Here is a 15,810-nt window from a genome sequence, read left to right as displayed (position 1 = left end):
GAGCGGGCTGCGCTCAGAGGCCGGCGGCGACCAGCTCGGCGATCTGCACCGTGTTGAGCGCCGCGCCCTTGCGCAGGTTGTCGTTGCTGATGAAGAGGGCCAGGCCCCGGTCGCCGTCCACGCCCGGGTCCTGCCGCAGCCGCCCGACGTACGACGGGTCGCGCCCGGCCGCCGCCAGCGGGTTCGGGACGTCGACCAGCTCGACGCCCGGGGCGTCGCGGAGCAGCTCGGCGGCACGGGCCGGCGTCATCGCCTCGGCGAACTCGGCGTTGATCGCCAGCGAGTGGCCGGTGAAGACCGGCACGCGCACGCAGATGCCCGAGACGCGCAGGTCGGGGATGCCGAGGATCTTGCGCGACTCGTGGCGCAGCTTCTGCTCCTCGTCGGTCTCGCCCAGGCCGTCGTCGACGATCGAGCCCGCCAGCGGGAGCACGTTGTAGGCGATGGTGCGGGCGTAGACCCGGGGGTCGGGGAAGGCGACGGCCGAGCCGTCGTAGGCCAGCTCGCGGCTCCCCTCCCCCGCCGCCGAGACCTGGCCCGCCAGCTCGTCGACGCCGGCGATGCCGGAGCCGGAGACGGCCTGGTAGGTCGAGGCGATCAGGCGCACCAGGCCCGCCTCGTCGTGCAACGGCTTGAGCACCGGCATGGCGGCCATGGTGGTGCAGTTGGGGTTGGCGATGATCCCGCGCCGCGCGGCGATGACCTCGCGGGCGGCCTCGGGGTTGACCTCCGAGACGACCAGCGGGATGGCGGGGTCCTTGCGGAAGGCGCTGGAGTTGTCGACCACGACCACGCCCGCGTCGACGAAGCGCGGCACGAGCGCCCGCGACGCGGTGGCGCCGGCGGAGAAGAGCGCGATGTCCAGGCCCGTGGGGTCGGCGGTCTCGGAGTCCTCGACCACGACCTCGCGGCCCTCGAAGTCGAGCGTGCGGCCCGCGGAGCGCGCGGAGGCGAAGAAGCGGATCTCCTCGACCGCCACCTTGCGCTCGGCCAGGATCTGGCGCATCGCCACCCCGACCTGGCCGGTGGCGCCGACGACGCCGATGCGCAGCCCGCTCATCGACCCGTGCCGCCGTAGACGACGGCCTCGACCTCGGTGGCGTCGAGGTCGAAGGCGGTGTGGGTGGCCTGCACGGCGGTGTCGATCTGGCCCTCGTCGACGATCACCGAGATCCGGATCTCCGAGGTCGAGATCATGCCGATGTTGACCCCCGCCGAGGCCAGCGCGGAGAAGAACTTCGCGGTGATGCCCGGGTGGGAGCGCATGCCGGCGCCGATGAGGGAGACCTTGCCGATCTGGTCGTCGTAGAGCAGCTTGTCGTAGCCGACCTCGTCCTGGATCCGCGCGAGCGCGCCCATTGCGCTCTGGCCGTCCTCGCGGGGCAGCGTGAAGGAGATGTCGGTGAGGCCCGTCGCGGCGGCCGAGACGTTCTGCACGACCATGTCGATGTTGACCTCGCTGGAGGCCAGCGTCTCGAAGATGCGGGCGGCCTCGCCGACCTTGTCGGGCACCCCGACGACGGTGATCTTGGCCTCGGACCGGTCGTGGGCGACGCCCGCGATGATCGCCTGCTCCATGGGGTTCTCTCCTGAACGGTGGTCGGGAAGGATCCACGTGCCCTCGACGGTGTCGAACGAGGTGCGGACGTGGATCGGTACGTCGTAGCGGCGGGCGTACTCGACGCACCGCAGGTGGAGGATCTTGGCCCCGGAGGCCGCCATCTCGAGCATCTCCTCGGTGGAGACGCGGTCGAGCTTGCGCGCCGCCGGGACGATGCGCGGGTCGGCGGTGAAGACGCCGGCCACGTCGGTGTAGATCTCGCACACGTCGGCGCCGAGCGCGGCGGCCAGCGCCACCGCGGTGGTGTCGGAGGCGCCGCGGCCCAGTGTGGTGACGTCCTTGGTGTCCTGCGAGACGCCCTGGAAGCCGGCGACGATGGCGATCGCGCCGTCGGCGATGGCCTGCTCGATGCGCCCGGGGCTGATGTCGATGATCTTCGCCTTGCCGTGCACCGAGTCGGTGATCACCCCGGCCTGGGAGCCGGTGAACGACTGCGCCTTGTGGCCCAGCTGCGCGATGGCCATCGCGACCAGCGCCATCGACATCCGCTCGCCCGCGGTGAGCAGCATGTCGAGCTCGCGCGGCGGCGGGAGCGGCGTCACCTGCTCGGCGAGGTCGCGCAGCTCGTCGGTGGTGTCGCCCATGGCCGAGACGACCACCACGACGTCGTGGCCCTGCTTGCGGGTGTTGACGATCCGCTGGGCGACCCGCTTGATGCCGGTCGCGTCGGCGACCGACGACCCGCCGTACTTCTGGACGACAATGCCCACGATGAATGTCCCTCGAGGTCCCGGTGTTGCGTGAGACGCGGCCTGTGCACCGCGTCCTGACCGGTGACGGAGTCTATCGGGGCGTCGTGGCCCGCCCGCCCAGCATCTCATCGGCCAGCATCTCATCGGCCGCGGCGACCTGGTCGGCGTCGAGGTCGAGGTCGACGTCGAGACGGTCGTGGGCGACCACCGAGAGCAGCGCGTTCAGCGCGGCGCCGGCGAGGTTGCCCCACGAGGAGACGTAGGAGAACTGCCACCACCACAGCGCCTCCTCGACGTTGCCGGCGCGGTAGTGGCGCAGGCCGTTCTCGAGGTCGCTGGCGATGCTGGTGAGGTCGTCGGAGAGCTGGCCCTCGACGACCTCGGGCACGTAGGGGTCGAAGACGAAGGCGTAGGTGTCGAGACCGCCCAGCAGCTCGGCCAGCCGCAGCCGCATCTCGTCGAGGTCGGCCTCGGGGCCCACGTCGGGCTGGTACTCCGCGATCGGGGTGAAGTCGCGCTGGGCGCCCAGGCGCGCGCCCGCGAGCAGCACCTGGCTGATCTCGAGGAGCAGCAGCGAGATGGTGCGGCCGGCGTCGGGCTCCTGGGAGACCGCGCGCAGCGCGAGCAGGAAGCTGGCCACCTGGTCGGCGATCTGCTGCGCGAACTCCTCGGTCTCGGCGTCGAGGGCCGGGCGCTCGGCGCCGGCGGCCAGGGGCGCGCCGGTCTCGCGCACCGCGGGGCCCGTGGCCGGGTCAGAGGTCTGGGTCGGGGTCATTCTGCTGCTCGCCTCCCTGCGAAAGCACGTCCGAGGGTGACCTCGTCGGCGTACTCCAGGTCACCACCCACCGGCAGTCCACTCGCCAAACGCGTGACGCGCAACCCGATCGGGCGCAGCATCCGCGTGAGATAGGTCGCGGTCGCCTCGCCCTCGAGGTTGGGGTCGGTGGCGAGGATCGTCTCCGTGACCGTGCCGTCGGCCAGCCGCATCATCAGCTCGCGGATGCGCAGCTGGTCGGGCCCGATGCCGTCGATGGGGCTGATCGCCCCGCCCAGCACGTGGTAGCGCCCGCGGTACTCCCGGGTGCGCTCGATGGCCACGACGTCCTTGTACTCCTCGACCACGCACAGCACGGTCGGGTCGCGCCGCGGGTCGCGGCAGATCCGGCACTGCTCGTCCTCGGAGACGTTGAAGCAGATCGAGCAGAACTTCACCTTGGCCTTGACCTCGATCAGCACGTCGGCGAGGCGCCGGACGTCGACCGGGTCGGCCTGCAGGAGGTGGAAGGCGATGCGCTGGGCGCTCTTCGGACCGACCCCGGGCAGGCGCCCGAGCTCGTCGATGAGGTCCTGGACGACACCCTCGTACACCGCGCTCCCCTCCCCTGCCGCTCGGACCTAGAGGCCGAGCGAGCCGCCGGGCATGCCCGGGATCTCGCCGCCGCCGGCCAGCGGGCCCAGGGCCTCGCTGGCCATCGCGTCGGCCTGGGTCTTGGCGTCGCGGTAGGCCGCGACGACCAGGTCGCCGAGGTCGACGAGGCTCTCGGCGTCGCTGGCGTCGAAGCCTCCGGGGGCGATCCGGACGCCGACGAGCTCGCCGACACCGCTCACCGTGGCGGTCACGCCGCCCGCGGTGCCCTCGACCGTGGTCGAGGCCAGCCGCTCCTGGGCCACCTGCAGCTGCTCCTGCATCTGCTGGGCCTGCTGGAGCAGGGCGTTCATGTCGAAGCCGCCACCGCCGCCACCGAGCGCGTCGAAGGGGTTCTGCGTCATGGGGTCACCTCTGTGTCCGGTCGGGTGCGTGCGTGCGGGCCCAGCATGACGGGTCGCGCCAGGACGGCGGTCACTGGTGCCGGATCTCCTCGATCATCCGGGCACCCAGCTCGCGCTCCAGCAGCTCGGCGCCCCCCAGCTCGTGGCTGTCGGCGTCGAGGTCGTCGGGGTGGGCGTCGGCGTCGCGCTCGGCCAGGTCGTCGCTGCGCGGACGGTCCACACCGCCCGTGCGGGTCTGCTGGATGGCGCCGCGCGCCGCCGCGATCGAGTCGGGGCCGGCGGTGCGGACCTCCGGCACCACCGCCACCGTCGCCTCGGGGGCGACGCCCCGGGCCGGGGCGCCGTCGACCGCGCCGTGGTCGTCGGCCCGGGGCGCCCGCCCCTCGTCGTGGTGGTCGTCGGGCACACCCGGGGAGCCCTGCGCGCCCGGAGCGCCCGGAGCGCCCTCGGAGCCCCGTCCCTCGGGTCCGGGCTCGTCGGCCCACGACGGCGGGCCCGCGGGCTCCTCGCGCGCCGGCGGCTCGGGGGGGTCGGAGCGCAGCGGCTCCGCCGGGCTCGCCGGCCGTGTCACCTGCGGCGTGCCCTCGGCCTGCGCGCCGGGGTCGACGATGGTCTCGATGCGCCAGTCGGAGCCCACGACGTCGATGGCGGCCTGGCGCACGATCTCGCCGCTGCCGCCGTTCTCGAACGACTCCCGGGCCCCGGAGTTGGAGAAGCCGAGGGTGAGGGTCTTGGCGTCGACGCCGACGACCTGGGCGTGCTGGGTGAGGTGGATCCAGGTGACCCGCCGGCGCAGCTTCGTGGCCTCGACGATGTCCGGCCAGAGCCGGCGTACGTCGACGAGGCTCAGCCCGGCCGCCGGGCCCGCCGCAGCGGCGGGGGTGGGCTCCCGTGCCGGCGCGGGTGCCGGTGGGGCGGGTGCCGGCGGAGCGGGCTCCGGCTCCTCGACGGGCGGGGCGGGCGGTGCGGCCGCGGCCGGCACTGCCGCCGGGGGCTGCGGCTCGGCGGGCGGCCCGGCGGGCTGCTCGGGCCGGCGCGGCGGCGCCGGCGCGCGCTCGTGCTCCGTGCCGGGGACGGCCGACTCCTCCACCGGGGGCACGACCACCTCGGAGCTGATGCGGGGCACGACGGCGTCGGGGGCGGCGACCGGCTCCGGCTCCAGCGGCGGCTCGACCCGGGAGGCCTCGCGGTGCGGGCGGTCCTGGACGGGCGCGCCCGCGCGCACCGGCGAGGCCGCTGCCGAGGGGGTGCCGCTGATGGCCACCCGGCGCTCGAGGCGGTCGAGGCGCGCCATGAGGCCCTCGGTGGAGTGGTCGGCCGCGGGCAGCAGCACCCGGGCGCAGATGAGCTCGAGCAGCAGCCGCGGCGCGGTCGCGCCGCGCATCTCGGTGAGTCCCGCGGCCACGAGGTCGGCGGCACGGGTCAGCTCGGCGCTGCCGAAGCGTGCGGCCTGCGCCACCAGCCGCTCGCCCTGGTCCTCGGAGACGTCGATCAGACCGGTCGCCGGCGCGTCGGGCACCGCGGCCACGATGACGAGGTCCCGCAGGCGGCGCAGCAGGTCCTCGGTGAAGCGGCGGGGGTCCTGGCCGGTCTCGACGACCTTGTCCACCACCCCGAAGACCGCGCTGCCGTCGGCCGCGGCGAAGGCGTCGACGACCTCGTCGAGCAGCGCGTCGGGGGTGTAGCCGAGCAGGGCGGTCGCCAGCTGGTGCGTGACACCGGCGGGACCCGAGCCGCCCAGGAGCTGGTCGAGCACGGAGAGCGTGTCGCGGGCCGAGCCCGCACCCGCCCTGACCACCAGGGGCAGCGCCGCCGGCTCGATCGGCACGCCCTCCTGCTCGCACAGCTGGGAGAGGTACGACGACAGCAGCCGCGGCGGGATCAGCCGGAAGGGGTAGTGGTGGGTGCGCGAGCGGATGGTCGGCAGCACCTTGTCGGGCTCGGTGGTCGCGAAGATGAAGCGCAGGTGGGGCGGGGGCTCCTCGACCAGCTTCAGCAGGGCGTTGAAGCCCTGCGTGGTGACCATGTGGGCCTCGTCGATGATGTAGACCTTGTAGCGGCTGCGCACGGGCGCGAAGAAGGCCTTCTCCCGCAGGTCGCGGGCGTCGTCGACGCCGCCGTGGGAGGCCGCGTCGATCTCGATCACGTCGATCGACCCCGGGCCGCCGCGGGCCAGGTCGCGGCAGCTGTCGCACTCCCCGCACGGGTCGGCGACGGGCGCCTGCTCGCAGTTGAGCGCCCGGGCCAGGATGCGCGCCGAGGTGGTCTTGCCGCAGCCGCGGGGCCCGGAGAACAGGTAGGCGTGGTTCACCCGGTTGTTGGCCAGCGCCGCGCGCAGCGGCTCGGTCACGTGGTCCTGGCCGATGACCTCGGCGAAGGACTCCGGCCGGTAGCGGCGGTAGAGGGCGAGCGGTGAGTCCACGCCCCGACCCTAGACGGCCGCTCCGACAACCACCACGGGCGGCGGCGCGACCGCGGGAGCGACCCGCGCGGACGCGGTCGGCGCCCTCCGCGTGCGGGCATGAAAAGGCCCCCCGCGCACCCGACAGAGCTCGCTTACCCTTGCTGCCTTCCGGCCCTGGGGGAGTTCGGCGAGATGCCGCCACACGGGGGGTTGGCCACGAGTGTAGGTGAGGCCCGCAGCAGCGCCAACACGAGCCCGCGACCGGCCGGCCGTCCCGGCCCGGGGCCCTTCCGGAGCCGCCCGCGGGGGTGCGATTTCACCGCGAGGACCGCCACGGGTACGCTCCTGCGCGGAGGATTCGCCTAGTGGCCTATGGCGCTCGCTTGGAAAGCGGGTTGGGTTAACAGCCCTCAGGGGTTCGAATCCCCTATCCTCCGCCACTCGACGGCGCCGCACTCGTGCGGCGCCGTCGCTGTCTGTCGGCACCCGCCGCCCCCGCGAGGTCACCGCCTCCGGGGCCCGCTCAGCCCGCGCTCTCGCGGATGAGGTCGTCGACGTCGAGCCCGAAGGCCTCGGCGGTGTCGAGCAGCACCGTGGCCCAGTCGCGCAGCCGCTCGAGCGAGGCGCGGTCACGCACCTGTCCGATCTGCTCCTCGTTGTGGAAGGCGACCGTGTCGCGCACCATCTCGGCCACCACCGCAGCGGCCGAGCGCGGGTGGCTGCCCGTGGCCTCGACGTGCCACTCGAAGTGGTCGCGGTAGGCCTGCCAGTCGAAGCCGTGCCGGCTCGCCGAGAGCCGTGCGGCGCGGCGGAAGTCGGCGTCGCTCATCGTCGCCACCGCCGGGTGCGTCACCAGCTGGGCGGCGTCCTCGGTGGCGGTGCGGTAGTGCTCGTGGTCGGCCTCGAGCCGGCGCAGCGAGGCGCGCAGCACCTCGAAGCGGCCCCGGTGGGCGCGCGCCGCGGCGTCCCAGACCTCGCGGGCCTGGGAGGCGAAGGGGGCGAACTCCTCGGCGATCGCCGTGCGCACCCCCGCCTCCTCGGCCAGCCGCGAGCGCACACCCGGCGGCAGCAGCTGCAGCTGCTCGTCGGTCAGCCGGCTGCCACCGGCCTGGCGCAGCGCGTCGGCAAGCGACGCGACGAGGCGGGTGCGGCCGCGGTCGTCGGTCACGGAGTAGATCGGCACGGGGGGTCCTTCGTCGGACGGGGCGGCGGTGTCGCCGGGGCGGGTCTGGTGGAGGCGAGGGGGGCAGGAGAGGGGTCGGTGGTGCAGTTCTACGTCGGAGTCGGGCCCCGGCGGGGCCGGACGCGGTTTCTCGGACGATCCCGGACAGCGTCGGGTTCCGCAGCAGGGCCCCCGGCACGCCGGACCGCGCCCGGGACGGCGGGCCGGAGGGACTCCCGACACCGCCGTATGCTTCGGCCTCGGGCGGGCCCACCGGGAGCGTGCCCTCACGTCGTCAGGTCACTCGGGGGGGCCATCGGTGGAGCAGGACACGGCCGGGGGGCCCAGCGGGTCGGGCGACCCCTCGCGGTGGGACGGTCTGGCCCTGGAGCTCCAGGCCCTGCGCGCCCGGGTCGGCGACCCGTCGTACGCCGAGATCGCCCGCCGCGTCAGCGGCGCCCGCGAGGCGGCGGGCACGCCGACCCACGCCGCTCGGGTCGCCCGCACCACCGTCTACGACGCCTTCCGCACCGGTCGCACCCGGGTCAACCTCCCGCTCGTGCGCGAGATCGCCCACGCGCTCGGCGCCGAGGACGAGCGCGTCGACGCGTGGGTCGAGCAGTGCCGGCGGCCGCGGCCGACCGCCCCGGCCCACCCCTCGGAACCCTCCGGGCCACCCACGCCCCCAGCGTCCCCAGCACCCCCGGCACCCCCAGCGCTCTCCGCCCCCGACGCGGCGGACGCGGCGGACGCAGCGGACGGCGCGGAGGGCGGCGACGGCACGGCCCGCCCCGTGGACCCCCCGCCCGCGCCTTCCGGACCCGACCCGTCGTCCGGGGCCGGCGCGGGGGTGCCGCCGCGTGGGGTGCTCCTGCTCCTGGTCGTGTGCGTCGTCGTCAACCTGCTGGGCCGCTCGCTGGTCGAGCTCCTGCAGCTGCCGGTGCACCTGGACATGGTCGGCACCGCGATCGCGGCGCTGGCACTCGGGCCGTGGCGCGGCGCCGCGGTGGGCCTGGCCACCAACCTGCTGGGCGTGGCCGAGAGCGGCCCCTCGTCGGTGCCCTTCGCGCTGGTCAACGTGGCCGGTGCGCTGGTCTGGGGCTACGGCGCGCGGCGGTGGGGCCTGGGCCGCAGCCTGCCGCGGTTCCTGGCGCTCAACGTGCTCGTCGCCGCGGCCTGCTCGGCCGTGGCCGTGCCCATCCTCGTCTGGCGCTTCGACGGCGGCACCGGCAACGGCGGCGACATGGTCACCGACTCGGTGCTCGACCTCGGCGTCCCCTCGCTCGCCGCCCTCGCGGTCGCCAACCTGATGGTGTCGCTGGGCGACAAGATGATCAGCGGCTTCGTGGCGCTGGTGACGATCTCGGCGCTGCCCGCCGCCCTGCGCACGGCGGTGCCGATGCTGCTGACCGCGTCACCCCCGCCGGCCGACCCGAGCCCGCCCGGTGGGAGCCAGGAACCCGACCGCACCTGACCCGGCCGCTCCTGACCCGGCCGGCCCCGTCCGACCGGCAGGGCTCCCGGCCGACCGTCAGCGGCGGCGGGCCAGCACGGGTCGCAGCACCAGCGCGAGCAAGAGGCCGCCGCCTCCGAGCAACCCCCACCACAGCGCCTCGTCGCGCGCCCCGGCCAGCGGGTCGCTCACCGGCGGCGGGGCCAGCGCACTGGCGGTGTCACGGGCCACGGTGGTCTCCCCCGAGGTGCCCGAGCGCTGCGGCAGCAGCGGCCGGGTGACCGCCTCGGCGGCCTGCACCAGCCCGGCCCCCGTGAGCCGCGACGCGACGTCGGCGCGTCCGGCGGCGGTGCCGACCAGGCGGTCGACGAGCTGCTGCGGGGAGTCGCCGGGGAAGCGCGAGACCAGCAGGGCCAGCACCCCCGCCACCTCCGCGGTCGCGATCGTGGTCGAGGGACCCGGCGCGATGCAGGGGGCACCGTTGGCCGCCCACGACAACGCGCCCACGCTGGGGGCGGCGACGTCGACGGCGGAGGAGCGCAGCGGGTCGGCGACGTCGGTGGCGGCGACGCCCACGACGTGCCCGGCGCCGGCCGGGCCCAGCACGTCGGCGGCGTCCTCGGTGGCCGACGGCCGCGCCAGCGGCACGTCGGCGCTGTCGGGGCGCGCCTCGTCGACGACCGGGCGGTCGCCGACCCCGGCCACCACGATCGCCCCGGCGTCCCACAGCTCCTCGGCGGCGGCCTCGAGCGCGCGGTCCCGCGGCACCGCCACGGGCACCGCGACCACCACCGTCCGGTCGGCGGCGCGCACGAGCGGCAGCACCGAGCGCAGCCCGGCGGTCAGGGCCGCGGTCGTCGCCCCGACGCCCTCGGCGTCGGGGTCGACGTCGTCGAGCACCCGCACCGAGACCACCTGCGCCCCCGGGGCGATGCCGATCGGGGTCGGCCGCTCGGCGCCCTCCTCGGTGAACGAGGCCCCGGCCACGATGCCGGCGAAGGTCGTGCCGCGGTGGTCGAGCGGGCGTCCGCCGCCGGCCTGGCTCGGCAGCACGGCGCCGGCCGGCACCGCGGGGACCTCGACGGCGCCCGAGTCCAGCACCACCACGGTGACCCCGGCCCCGGGCTCGACGCCCCGGGCGGCGAGCTCCTCCTGCGCCGCCGGCACGCCCATCGCCTCGAGGGGCAGGCTGTCGCCGGTCAGGGGCTCGCTGACCTCCGTGCCCTCCTCGAAGGCCTGGTCGCAGCCCTGCCCGAAGGGGCTGGCGGCCCCGGCCGGCGGCGGCAGCAGCGGCGTGCCCAGCAGCGCGGTGACGGCGAGCCCGCCGACCACGACCCGCGAGCGGTGCCGCCGCTCGGGCCTGCTCGTCGAGCCGGCCCGGGCGGACCGCCGGGTCACGCGCACTCCGTGGCCTCCTCGACGCTCTGCGGCGGGCACAGGGCCAGCTCGGGCGAGAGGACGACACCGGTGTCGAACATGTCGAGCCACGCGTCGGGCACGACCGGCAGGGTCATGTCGCCGTAGCCGAGGTAGGTCAGGGTGTCGGGACCCTCGAGGTTGAAGGCCGTGCCGGTGGAGTCGACGACGAAGGTGCTGGTGCTGGGCGCGCCCGACCAGTCGCCCACCACGAAGATGGCGCCCGCGCCGGGCTCGACCCTGACGTCGCGCTCGGCCCGCGGCAGGTCGGCCGCGCTGGCGTCCTCGCCCGGCTCGGCGTAGGCCTGGGCGCGGGGGGCGCCCTCGGGGTCGGTCTCCAGCAGCGCGCACTGGCCGCTGGGCACGGCCTGCTCCGGCGCCGCCGTCGGCCAGCGCGCACCGGCGTAGACGTCGCGGTTCTGGTCCACGTCGGGCGGAGCGATGTCGAGCGGCTCGCGGTCGGTGCCGCGCGCGGCGTTGGCGTAGACGGCGAGCGCGAAGGGGTCGAGCAGGCCGGGACCGTCGCTGGTGAGGACGTAGCCGCCACCGTCGTCGGTGGCGACGTAGTCGCCGGCCACGCCCTCGGCGCGGGAGAGCCCGGGCACCTCGCCGCCGACCTCGCCGACGTCGAAGGAGTCGAGGTCGAGGGGGGCGCCCTCGGGGAAGAGCTGCAGCCAGTCGCCGCTGACCGCGGTGGCCTGGGCCTGGGTGGAGAGCCCGAACTCGTTGAGGAAGAAGTCGCGGCCGTTGTCCATCGACAGCAGGTACCGGTAGGCCTGGGCCGGGGTGTCGACGGTGGCCGGGGCGGTCGCGACCACCCAGACCTCGCCCTCGCTCTTGACCACGAAGGCCTGACCCTCGCCGATCGGGGTGGCGTCTGGTCGCGCGGAGACGTCGACCTGGAGCGCCTTGGCCGGGCCGGTGCAGGCCGTCCACCCGCTCTCGACCATCTCGTCGGAGCCCGGCAGCGTCTCGGGCCCCTGGAGGATGCCGATCTCCGGCCCGAGCGGCAGCGTGTCGATGGTGTCCTGGGCGATGGTGGTGGGCTCGTCGAGCTGCCCCTGCAGCGCCAGGCGCGCGGAGACCACGTTGTCGACCGGGCGCGCCTCGGGGTTGCCCTCGCCGTCGAGGAGCACGACGTAGGAGGCTCCCTCGTCCTCAGAGATGAGCAGCCCCGGCTCGTCCCAGCCCTCGGGGGTGCGGTCGGTGAAGATGCCCGTGATGGCGGCACCGGCCACCAGGAGCACGGCGAGCGCCGCGCCACCGATGAGGGTGCGGCCCGGCCGCGCCGGCTCGACCTCGCGGCCGCCCGGGGCGCCGGAGACGAAGGCGGTGACGAGCCGGCGCCGGCTGAAGGCGTGGGCCTCGACGAGGTCCTTCTTGGTCGCCACCGGGTCAGCCCGTGATCGAGGAGAACAGGCCGCTGGCCAGCACCAGCAGCGGGAGCATCGCCAGCAGCGCCACGGTCTCGACCACGTCGCCGAAGCGGCCGCCGCGCACCGACGGGGTGCGGGGCAGGAGGGTCACCGCCAGCAGCACGGCGCCCGCGGCGGCCAGGACGACCGCGGTCGTGGGCCGCCACTCGGGCTGGAGGTACATCAGCGAGAGCGCGACCGCGCCGAGCCCCACGATGCCGCTGACCAGGCCGACCAGCACCTCGGAGCCGGTGCGGTACTGGCGGGTGCGGAGCATGACCACGAGGCAGGCCACCACGGCCAGCAGGGTGCCGGACAGGCCGAGCCCGACCGCCAGCGGCACGACCAGCACCAGCAGCAGGCCCACCGTGGCCGAGATGGCCACCAGGATCTCGTGGGCCACGCGGGCGTCGGCGCTCACGCGCACGGGGTCGATCTCGTCGGGGTCGGTCGTGATGTCGGCGACGGAGTAGATCTGCTCGACGGTGGTGCCGGTCAGCCCGAGGGCCAGCCACGGGAAGACGCTGCCGGCCAGCACGACGAAGGCCATCGCGGTGGTCAGCACCACCGCCGTGTCGAGGTCGGCGACCCGGATCAGCAGGCCGGTGGCCACGAAGACGGCCCCCACCACCACCGGCGGCAGCACCAGCGTGCGCCCCTCCCCCAGCCCCACCAGCGCGACCAGCCCGGCCACGAGGGCCGCGCCACCGGCGCTGACCACCGCCGAGGGAGCGTCGTACGCCGACTCCGCGAGCACCAGCCCGGCCACGGCGGCGTAGAGGCAGCCCATCCACGCCACGGCCACGGCGGCCTCGGCCTCGCGCTGCGCGCGGGAGAGCACCACCGCGCCCGCCACCAGCACGGCGGCGACCACGGCGGCCGCGGTGCCGGCCAGCCGGGCGTCGCTCTGCACGAGCAGCGCCACGGCGCCGAGGGCCATCAGCAGCCCCGAGGCGCTCAGCGCCGTGCGGCGTCCCGAGGCGGGCGACCACGGCTTGAGGTCGCGCTCGACGACGTCGGTCATCGCCTCGACGACGTCGTCGTAGACCCGGGGCGCGGGGGCGTCGATGCCGGCCGTGACGGTGAGCAGGCCGCCGTCCTCGACGCCCTGCATCACCAGGCCCGAGTCGGGGGCCAGCTCGCGACCCTCCGCGGTCACGACGCGGTAGCCGCCGTAGACCGTGAGGGCGTCGAGCAGGCCGACGCTGCGGGCCAGCTCGGGCACGAGCTCGGCCACGGGCACCGAGCCGGGCAGGACCAGGTCGACCCGGCGGGTGCCGGAGGCGACGGTCACGCGCACCAGGCCGGTCGCGCTCACTGGCGCCTGGCTCATCGGCGTCTCCTTCTCCTCACCGGAGGTCCCTCCGGTGCTGTGCGCTGGGTCGATCGCCCACCGGTCTACCCCGTGGTGGTCCGCGGACTCCCCGGTCCAGACCGGCAGTGATGCTAGCGGTGCCGCGCGACGGGGGCGGACGGCACGACGAGGGGGCCGGCACCGGACGGTGCCGACCCCCTCGGGGTGGGTGCTGGGCTCAGCCGCCGAAGAGGCCGGCGCCGCGCTTGTCGGCCTCGCGGTACTCGGTGTTGGCGGTGGCGACGGCGTTGCTGGTGCGGGCGAGCAGGTCCTTCATCTCCAGGATGGCCTGGTCCCACTTGCGCTTGGCGTCGTCGTAGGCGAGGCGGGCGTTGCCGACCCAGGCGCCCTTGAGCTCGCTGAGCTCGTCCTCGAGCTGCTGCAGGCGGTTCTCGATGTTCTTCACGCCGGTGGCGAGGTCCTGCGCACCGGTGTCGAGTCCGGCGTGGTTGACCTTGATTCCGTCGAGCGACATGGCTGTGTCTCCTTGCTGTGGTCTGTGGGGGGTCAGACGCCGGGAGCGGCGTCGAGGCCGGCGCTGATGGACGCCATGGTCGAGGACTGCGACTCGTCGGTGGCGACGTTGTCCTTCTCCGTGGTCTGGAGGTTGGACTCGAAGACGTTGAGCGCGCTCAGGATCTTGTTCTGCTTGGCCTGCCACTCCTGCGAGAGCGTGTCGAAGGCGCGGAAGCCCTGGCCGCCCCACTGGGACTTGAGCTGCTCGACGTTGCCCATGAGGGTCTTGGAGATGTTGTCGAAGTCGCCCTTGGCCTCCGCAACCATGCCGGCTGCGCGGGAGAGGACCTTTTCGCCTTGGCCGTACTCGTTGGACATGCCAACTCCTTCTTTCGGGGGTGCGGCCGTCTCGCCGCGCGGGGGTGGGGGTGTCGCTGTGCCGTGGTCCGGGGCCCGGGACCGGAGCGACGCGGGACGAGCGCTGTGACGTCCTGCGCGGCGCCGGTGGCGGACACGCATCGGTCTACCCGGGGCCCCTGGGGCTAAACCTGGCCCGCCGCAGACCTGTGCAGGACCCCGGCCGCAGGGGCGTGTCGGGCGCGGCTCGCCGTGGCGGCGCGGCCCTCGCGCCAGGTCCCCACGACGGGTCAGCCGGGCAGGTTGATGCTCTCCCAGAGCACGCGGAAGATCCCGACCGCGACCACGACGCTGGCCAGCGCCCCGGCCCCCACGAGACCCTCGGCCACCTCGGCCCGCCGCGACCACCAGGCCGAGCGCCACCCCCGGCCCGTCGCGACGGCGACGAGCACGACGAGCGCGGCCAGCAGCACGGACCCGACCGCGAGCAGGGTGCCGGCGCCCTCGCGCAGCGCCCCGACGAGCGCGACGAGCAGCACGAGCCAGCACACGAGGCCTGCGCACCGCAGCAGGGCCCGCGCCGCGACGTGGCGGTAGCTGCGGGCCGCCAGCAGCAGGGCGGCGCCGCTGAGACCGACGAGCACGCGCGCACCCACCCGGTCGACCGGCAGGGTGGCCGAGGCCAGCAGCAGGGGGGCCGCGACCGCGACCAGCACCAGCACCGCGGCCGACCAGGCCGTCAGCGTGCGGGCGCCCTGCTCGGCGACGGTCTCGACCGCGGAGGGGCGCACGACGGTGCGACCGCGCCGCCCGCGCGGACGCTCCCGCGCCGACCAGGCGCTCACGGCGAGGCGCTCCAGGTCGACGAGCAGCTGGTCGGGCACGTCCACGGCGTAGGCGGGGACGAAGCGGGGGGCCAGCACGGCCACGACGAGCAGCAGTGACCAGACCACCGGCGGCTCGAAGCCGACCAGCGCGCAGCCGGTGGCGAGCACGAAGACCAGGGAGCCCACGACGATCCAGACGCGCAGCCCCTCCTCCTGCCGCTGGTCGAGCGAGCGGCCCACCGCCGCGGTGAGGGCCGCGACGAGGGCGGCGAGGCCGATGACCGTGGGCAGCCGGGCCGGCTCGGGGTCCCAGACGACCGCGAGCGCGGCGGCGCCGGCGAAGACCGGGGCGGCCAGGGCACGGTGGCCCGCGAGACGACCGACGGGCATCACGCCGACCACGGCGGCGGCGACCAGCAGCCCCACCGTGAGGTCGCGGGTCGTGCCGTCGGCGCGGGTGGCGAGCAGCCCCGCCAGCACCGCGGTCGCCGCGGCGAGCGCCAGCCAGACCACCGCCAGGGCGCCGGGCGCGTCGGAGGGTCCGGTGGAGCCGCGCCGTGACCGGGAGGGCGAGGGGGCCGTGGTGGGGGCGGTGAGGGCGACGAGCACGTCGCCGGCCCGCACGCCCGACCCGGCGAGGGAGGCGCCGGGCTCGAGGGTGGCGCCGCGGTGGGTGCCCAGCGGCGGCACGTCGGCCAGACCGGCCTGGGTGGCGTACTCCCGGGCGACGTCGAGCACGGTGACCGCCGTGGGCACGACCAGGTCGAGGGACCCGCGGGGCCCGTGCACGGTCAGCGCGACGCTGTCACCGACGTTGCTGCTCGCTCCGGCCACGGCTGCTCCACGCGCCTGGCGCCCGGGCCCCCCGGCCGGCGCCGGACCA

14 protein-coding genes, 1 tRNA gene and 1 other RNA gene are annotated in these 15,810 nt (G+C 75.4%); 2 read left to right on the top strand and 14 right to left on the bottom strand.

From position 1 onward, the window contains the following. Positions 1 to 13: 13 nt before the first annotated feature. From ASF50_RS00975 to ffs, 7 genes are all read right to left on the bottom strand, one after another. Complete coding sequence (locus ASF50_RS00975) at positions 14 to 1,060, bottom strand: aspartate-semialdehyde dehydrogenase (RefSeq protein ID WP_056903206.1); 1,047 nt, start codon at positions 1,058 to 1,060, stop codon at positions 14 to 16. Continuing rightward, a complete protein-coding gene (locus ASF50_RS00970) occupies positions 1,057 to 2,331 on the bottom strand; it encodes an aspartate kinase (protein WP_056863160.1) in 1,275 nt (424 codons plus the stop codon). The genes ASF50_RS00975 and ASF50_RS00970 overlap by 4 nt, the downstream gene beginning before the upstream one ends. A 73-nt stretch (positions 2,332 to 2,404) precedes the next feature. Continuing rightward, a complete protein-coding gene (locus tag ASF50_RS00965; protein ID WP_082500080.1) occupies positions 2,405 to 3,088 on the bottom strand; it encodes a DUF5063 domain-containing protein in 684 nt (227 codons plus the stop codon). Then, positions 3,085 to 3,681: a recombination mediator RecR gene (gene recR, locus ASF50_RS00960; protein ID WP_056863159.1), complete on the bottom strand. Its 597-nt coding sequence runs from the start codon at positions 3,679 to 3,681 to the stop codon at positions 3,085 to 3,087. The genes ASF50_RS00965 and recR overlap by 4 nt, the downstream gene beginning before the upstream one ends. A gap of 27 nt (positions 3,682 to 3,708) precedes the next feature. Beyond that, positions 3,709 to 4,083 carry a YbaB/EbfC family nucleoid-associated protein gene (locus ASF50_RS00955; protein ID WP_056863158.1) on the bottom strand — a complete coding sequence of 125 codons (375 nt, stop codon included), beginning with the start codon at positions 4,081 to 4,083 and terminating at the stop codon, positions 3,709 to 3,711. Positions 4,084 to 4,153: 70 nt separating this feature from the next. Then, the gene (locus ASF50_RS00950; RefSeq protein ID WP_056903205.1) at positions 4,154 to 6,505 is read right to left on the bottom strand and encodes a DNA polymerase III subunit gamma and tau; all 2,352 of its coding nucleotides are present in this window, start codon (positions 6,503 to 6,505) and stop codon (positions 4,154 to 4,156) included. A gap of 103 nt (positions 6,506 to 6,608) precedes the next feature. Next, an RNA gene (gene ffs / locus ASF50_RS18260) (signal recognition particle sRNA small type) lies at positions 6,609 to 6,699 on the bottom strand. A gap of 139 nt (positions 6,700 to 6,838) precedes the next feature. Between ffs and ASF50_RS00945 the strand changes: the two genes are divergently transcribed. Continuing rightward, positions 6,839 to 6,927 (top strand) — tRNA-Ser (locus tag ASF50_RS00945). An 83-nt stretch (positions 6,928 to 7,010) separates the two neighbouring features. On the opposite strand, the gene ASF50_RS00940 is transcribed toward ASF50_RS00945, so the two are convergent. After that, the gene (locus ASF50_RS00940; RefSeq protein ID WP_056903204.1) at positions 7,011 to 7,670 is read right to left on the bottom strand and encodes a hypothetical protein; all 660 of its coding nucleotides are present in this window, start codon (positions 7,668 to 7,670) and stop codon (positions 7,011 to 7,013) included. Between the two features lie 298 nt (positions 7,671 to 7,968). Between ASF50_RS00940 and ASF50_RS00935 the strand changes: the two genes are divergently transcribed. Continuing rightward, a complete protein-coding gene (locus ASF50_RS00935) occupies positions 7,969 to 9,123 on the top strand; it encodes a hypothetical protein (protein ID WP_056903203.1) in 1,155 nt (384 codons plus the stop codon). 57 nt (positions 9,124 to 9,180) lie between these two features. On the opposite strand, the gene ASF50_RS00930 is transcribed toward ASF50_RS00935, so the two are convergent. The 6 genes from ASF50_RS00930 to ASF50_RS00905 all read right to left on the bottom strand — a co-directional run bounded on the left by ASF50_RS00930 (position 9,181) and on the right by ASF50_RS00905 (position 15,761). Next, positions 9,181 to 10,500: a S8/S53 family peptidase gene (locus ASF50_RS00930; RefSeq protein ID WP_156718022.1), complete on the bottom strand. Its 1,320-nt coding sequence runs from the start codon at positions 10,498 to 10,500 to the stop codon at positions 9,181 to 9,183. Further along, positions 10,497 to 11,909 carry a type VII secretion protein EccB gene (locus ASF50_RS00925; protein WP_056903201.1) on the bottom strand — a complete coding sequence of 471 codons (1,413 nt, stop codon included), beginning with the start codon at positions 11,907 to 11,909 and terminating at the stop codon, positions 10,497 to 10,499. The genes ASF50_RS00930 and ASF50_RS00925 overlap by 4 nt, the downstream gene beginning before the upstream one ends. A gap of 4 nt (positions 11,910 to 11,913) precedes the next feature. Continuing rightward, positions 11,914 to 13,266, bottom strand: a complete 1,353-nt coding sequence (gene eccD / locus ASF50_RS00920; RefSeq protein ID WP_056863152.1) for a type VII secretion integral membrane protein EccD — start codon at positions 13,264 to 13,266, stop codon at positions 11,914 to 11,916. Between the two features lie 199 nt (positions 13,267 to 13,465). Continuing rightward, complete coding sequence (locus ASF50_RS00915) at positions 13,466 to 13,762, bottom strand: WXG100 family type VII secretion target (RefSeq protein ID WP_056863151.1); 297 nt, start codon at positions 13,760 to 13,762, stop codon at positions 13,466 to 13,468. Between the two features lie 32 nt (positions 13,763 to 13,794). Then, on the bottom strand, positions 13,795 to 14,121 hold the full coding sequence (locus ASF50_RS18255) for a WXG100 family type VII secretion target (RefSeq protein WP_056863150.1): 327 nt from the start codon (positions 14,119 to 14,121) through the stop codon (positions 13,795 to 13,797). Positions 14,122 to 14,390: 269 nt separating this feature from the next. Continuing rightward, positions 14,391 to 15,761: a hypothetical protein gene (locus ASF50_RS00905; RefSeq protein WP_056903199.1), complete on the bottom strand. Its 1,371-nt coding sequence runs from the start codon at positions 15,759 to 15,761 to the stop codon at positions 14,391 to 14,393. Between the last annotated feature and the right edge of the window lie 49 nt (positions 15,762 to 15,810).

The organism is Nocardioides sp. Leaf307 (assembly GCF_001423135.1).
Lineage (GTDB): Bacteria > Actinomycetota > Actinomycetes > Propionibacteriales > Nocardioidaceae > Nocardioides > Nocardioides kribbensis.
The sequence above is the reverse complement of the archived record's forward strand: the minus strand, read 5'-3'. Positions and strand labels throughout refer to the sequence as shown.

Bases quoted from the DNA above. Each gene is read 5' to 3' on its own strand.
- ASF50_RS00975 (WP_056903206.1), bottom strand. From the start codon at position 1,060: ATGAGCGGGCTGCGCATCGGCGTCGTCGGCGCCACCGGCCAGGTCGGG.
- ASF50_RS00965 (WP_082500080.1), bottom strand. From the start codon at position 3,088: ATGACCCCGACCCAGACCTCTGACCCGGCCACGGGCCCCGCGGTGCGC.
- ASF50_RS00955 (WP_056863158.1), bottom strand. From the start codon at position 4,083: ATGACGCAGAACCCCTTCGACGCGCTCGGTGGCGGCGGTGGCGGCTTC.
- eccD (WP_056863152.1), bottom strand. From the start codon at position 13,266: ATGAGCCAGGCGCCAGTGAGCGCGACCGGCCTGGTGCGCGTGACCGTC.
- ASF50_RS00915 (WP_056863151.1), bottom strand. From the start codon at position 13,762: ATGTCGCTCGACGGAATCAAGGTCAACCACGCCGGACTCGACACCGGT.
- ASF50_RS18255 (WP_056863150.1), bottom strand. From the start codon at position 14,121: ATGTCCAACGAGTACGGCCAAGGCGAAAAGGTCCTCTCCCGCGCAGCC.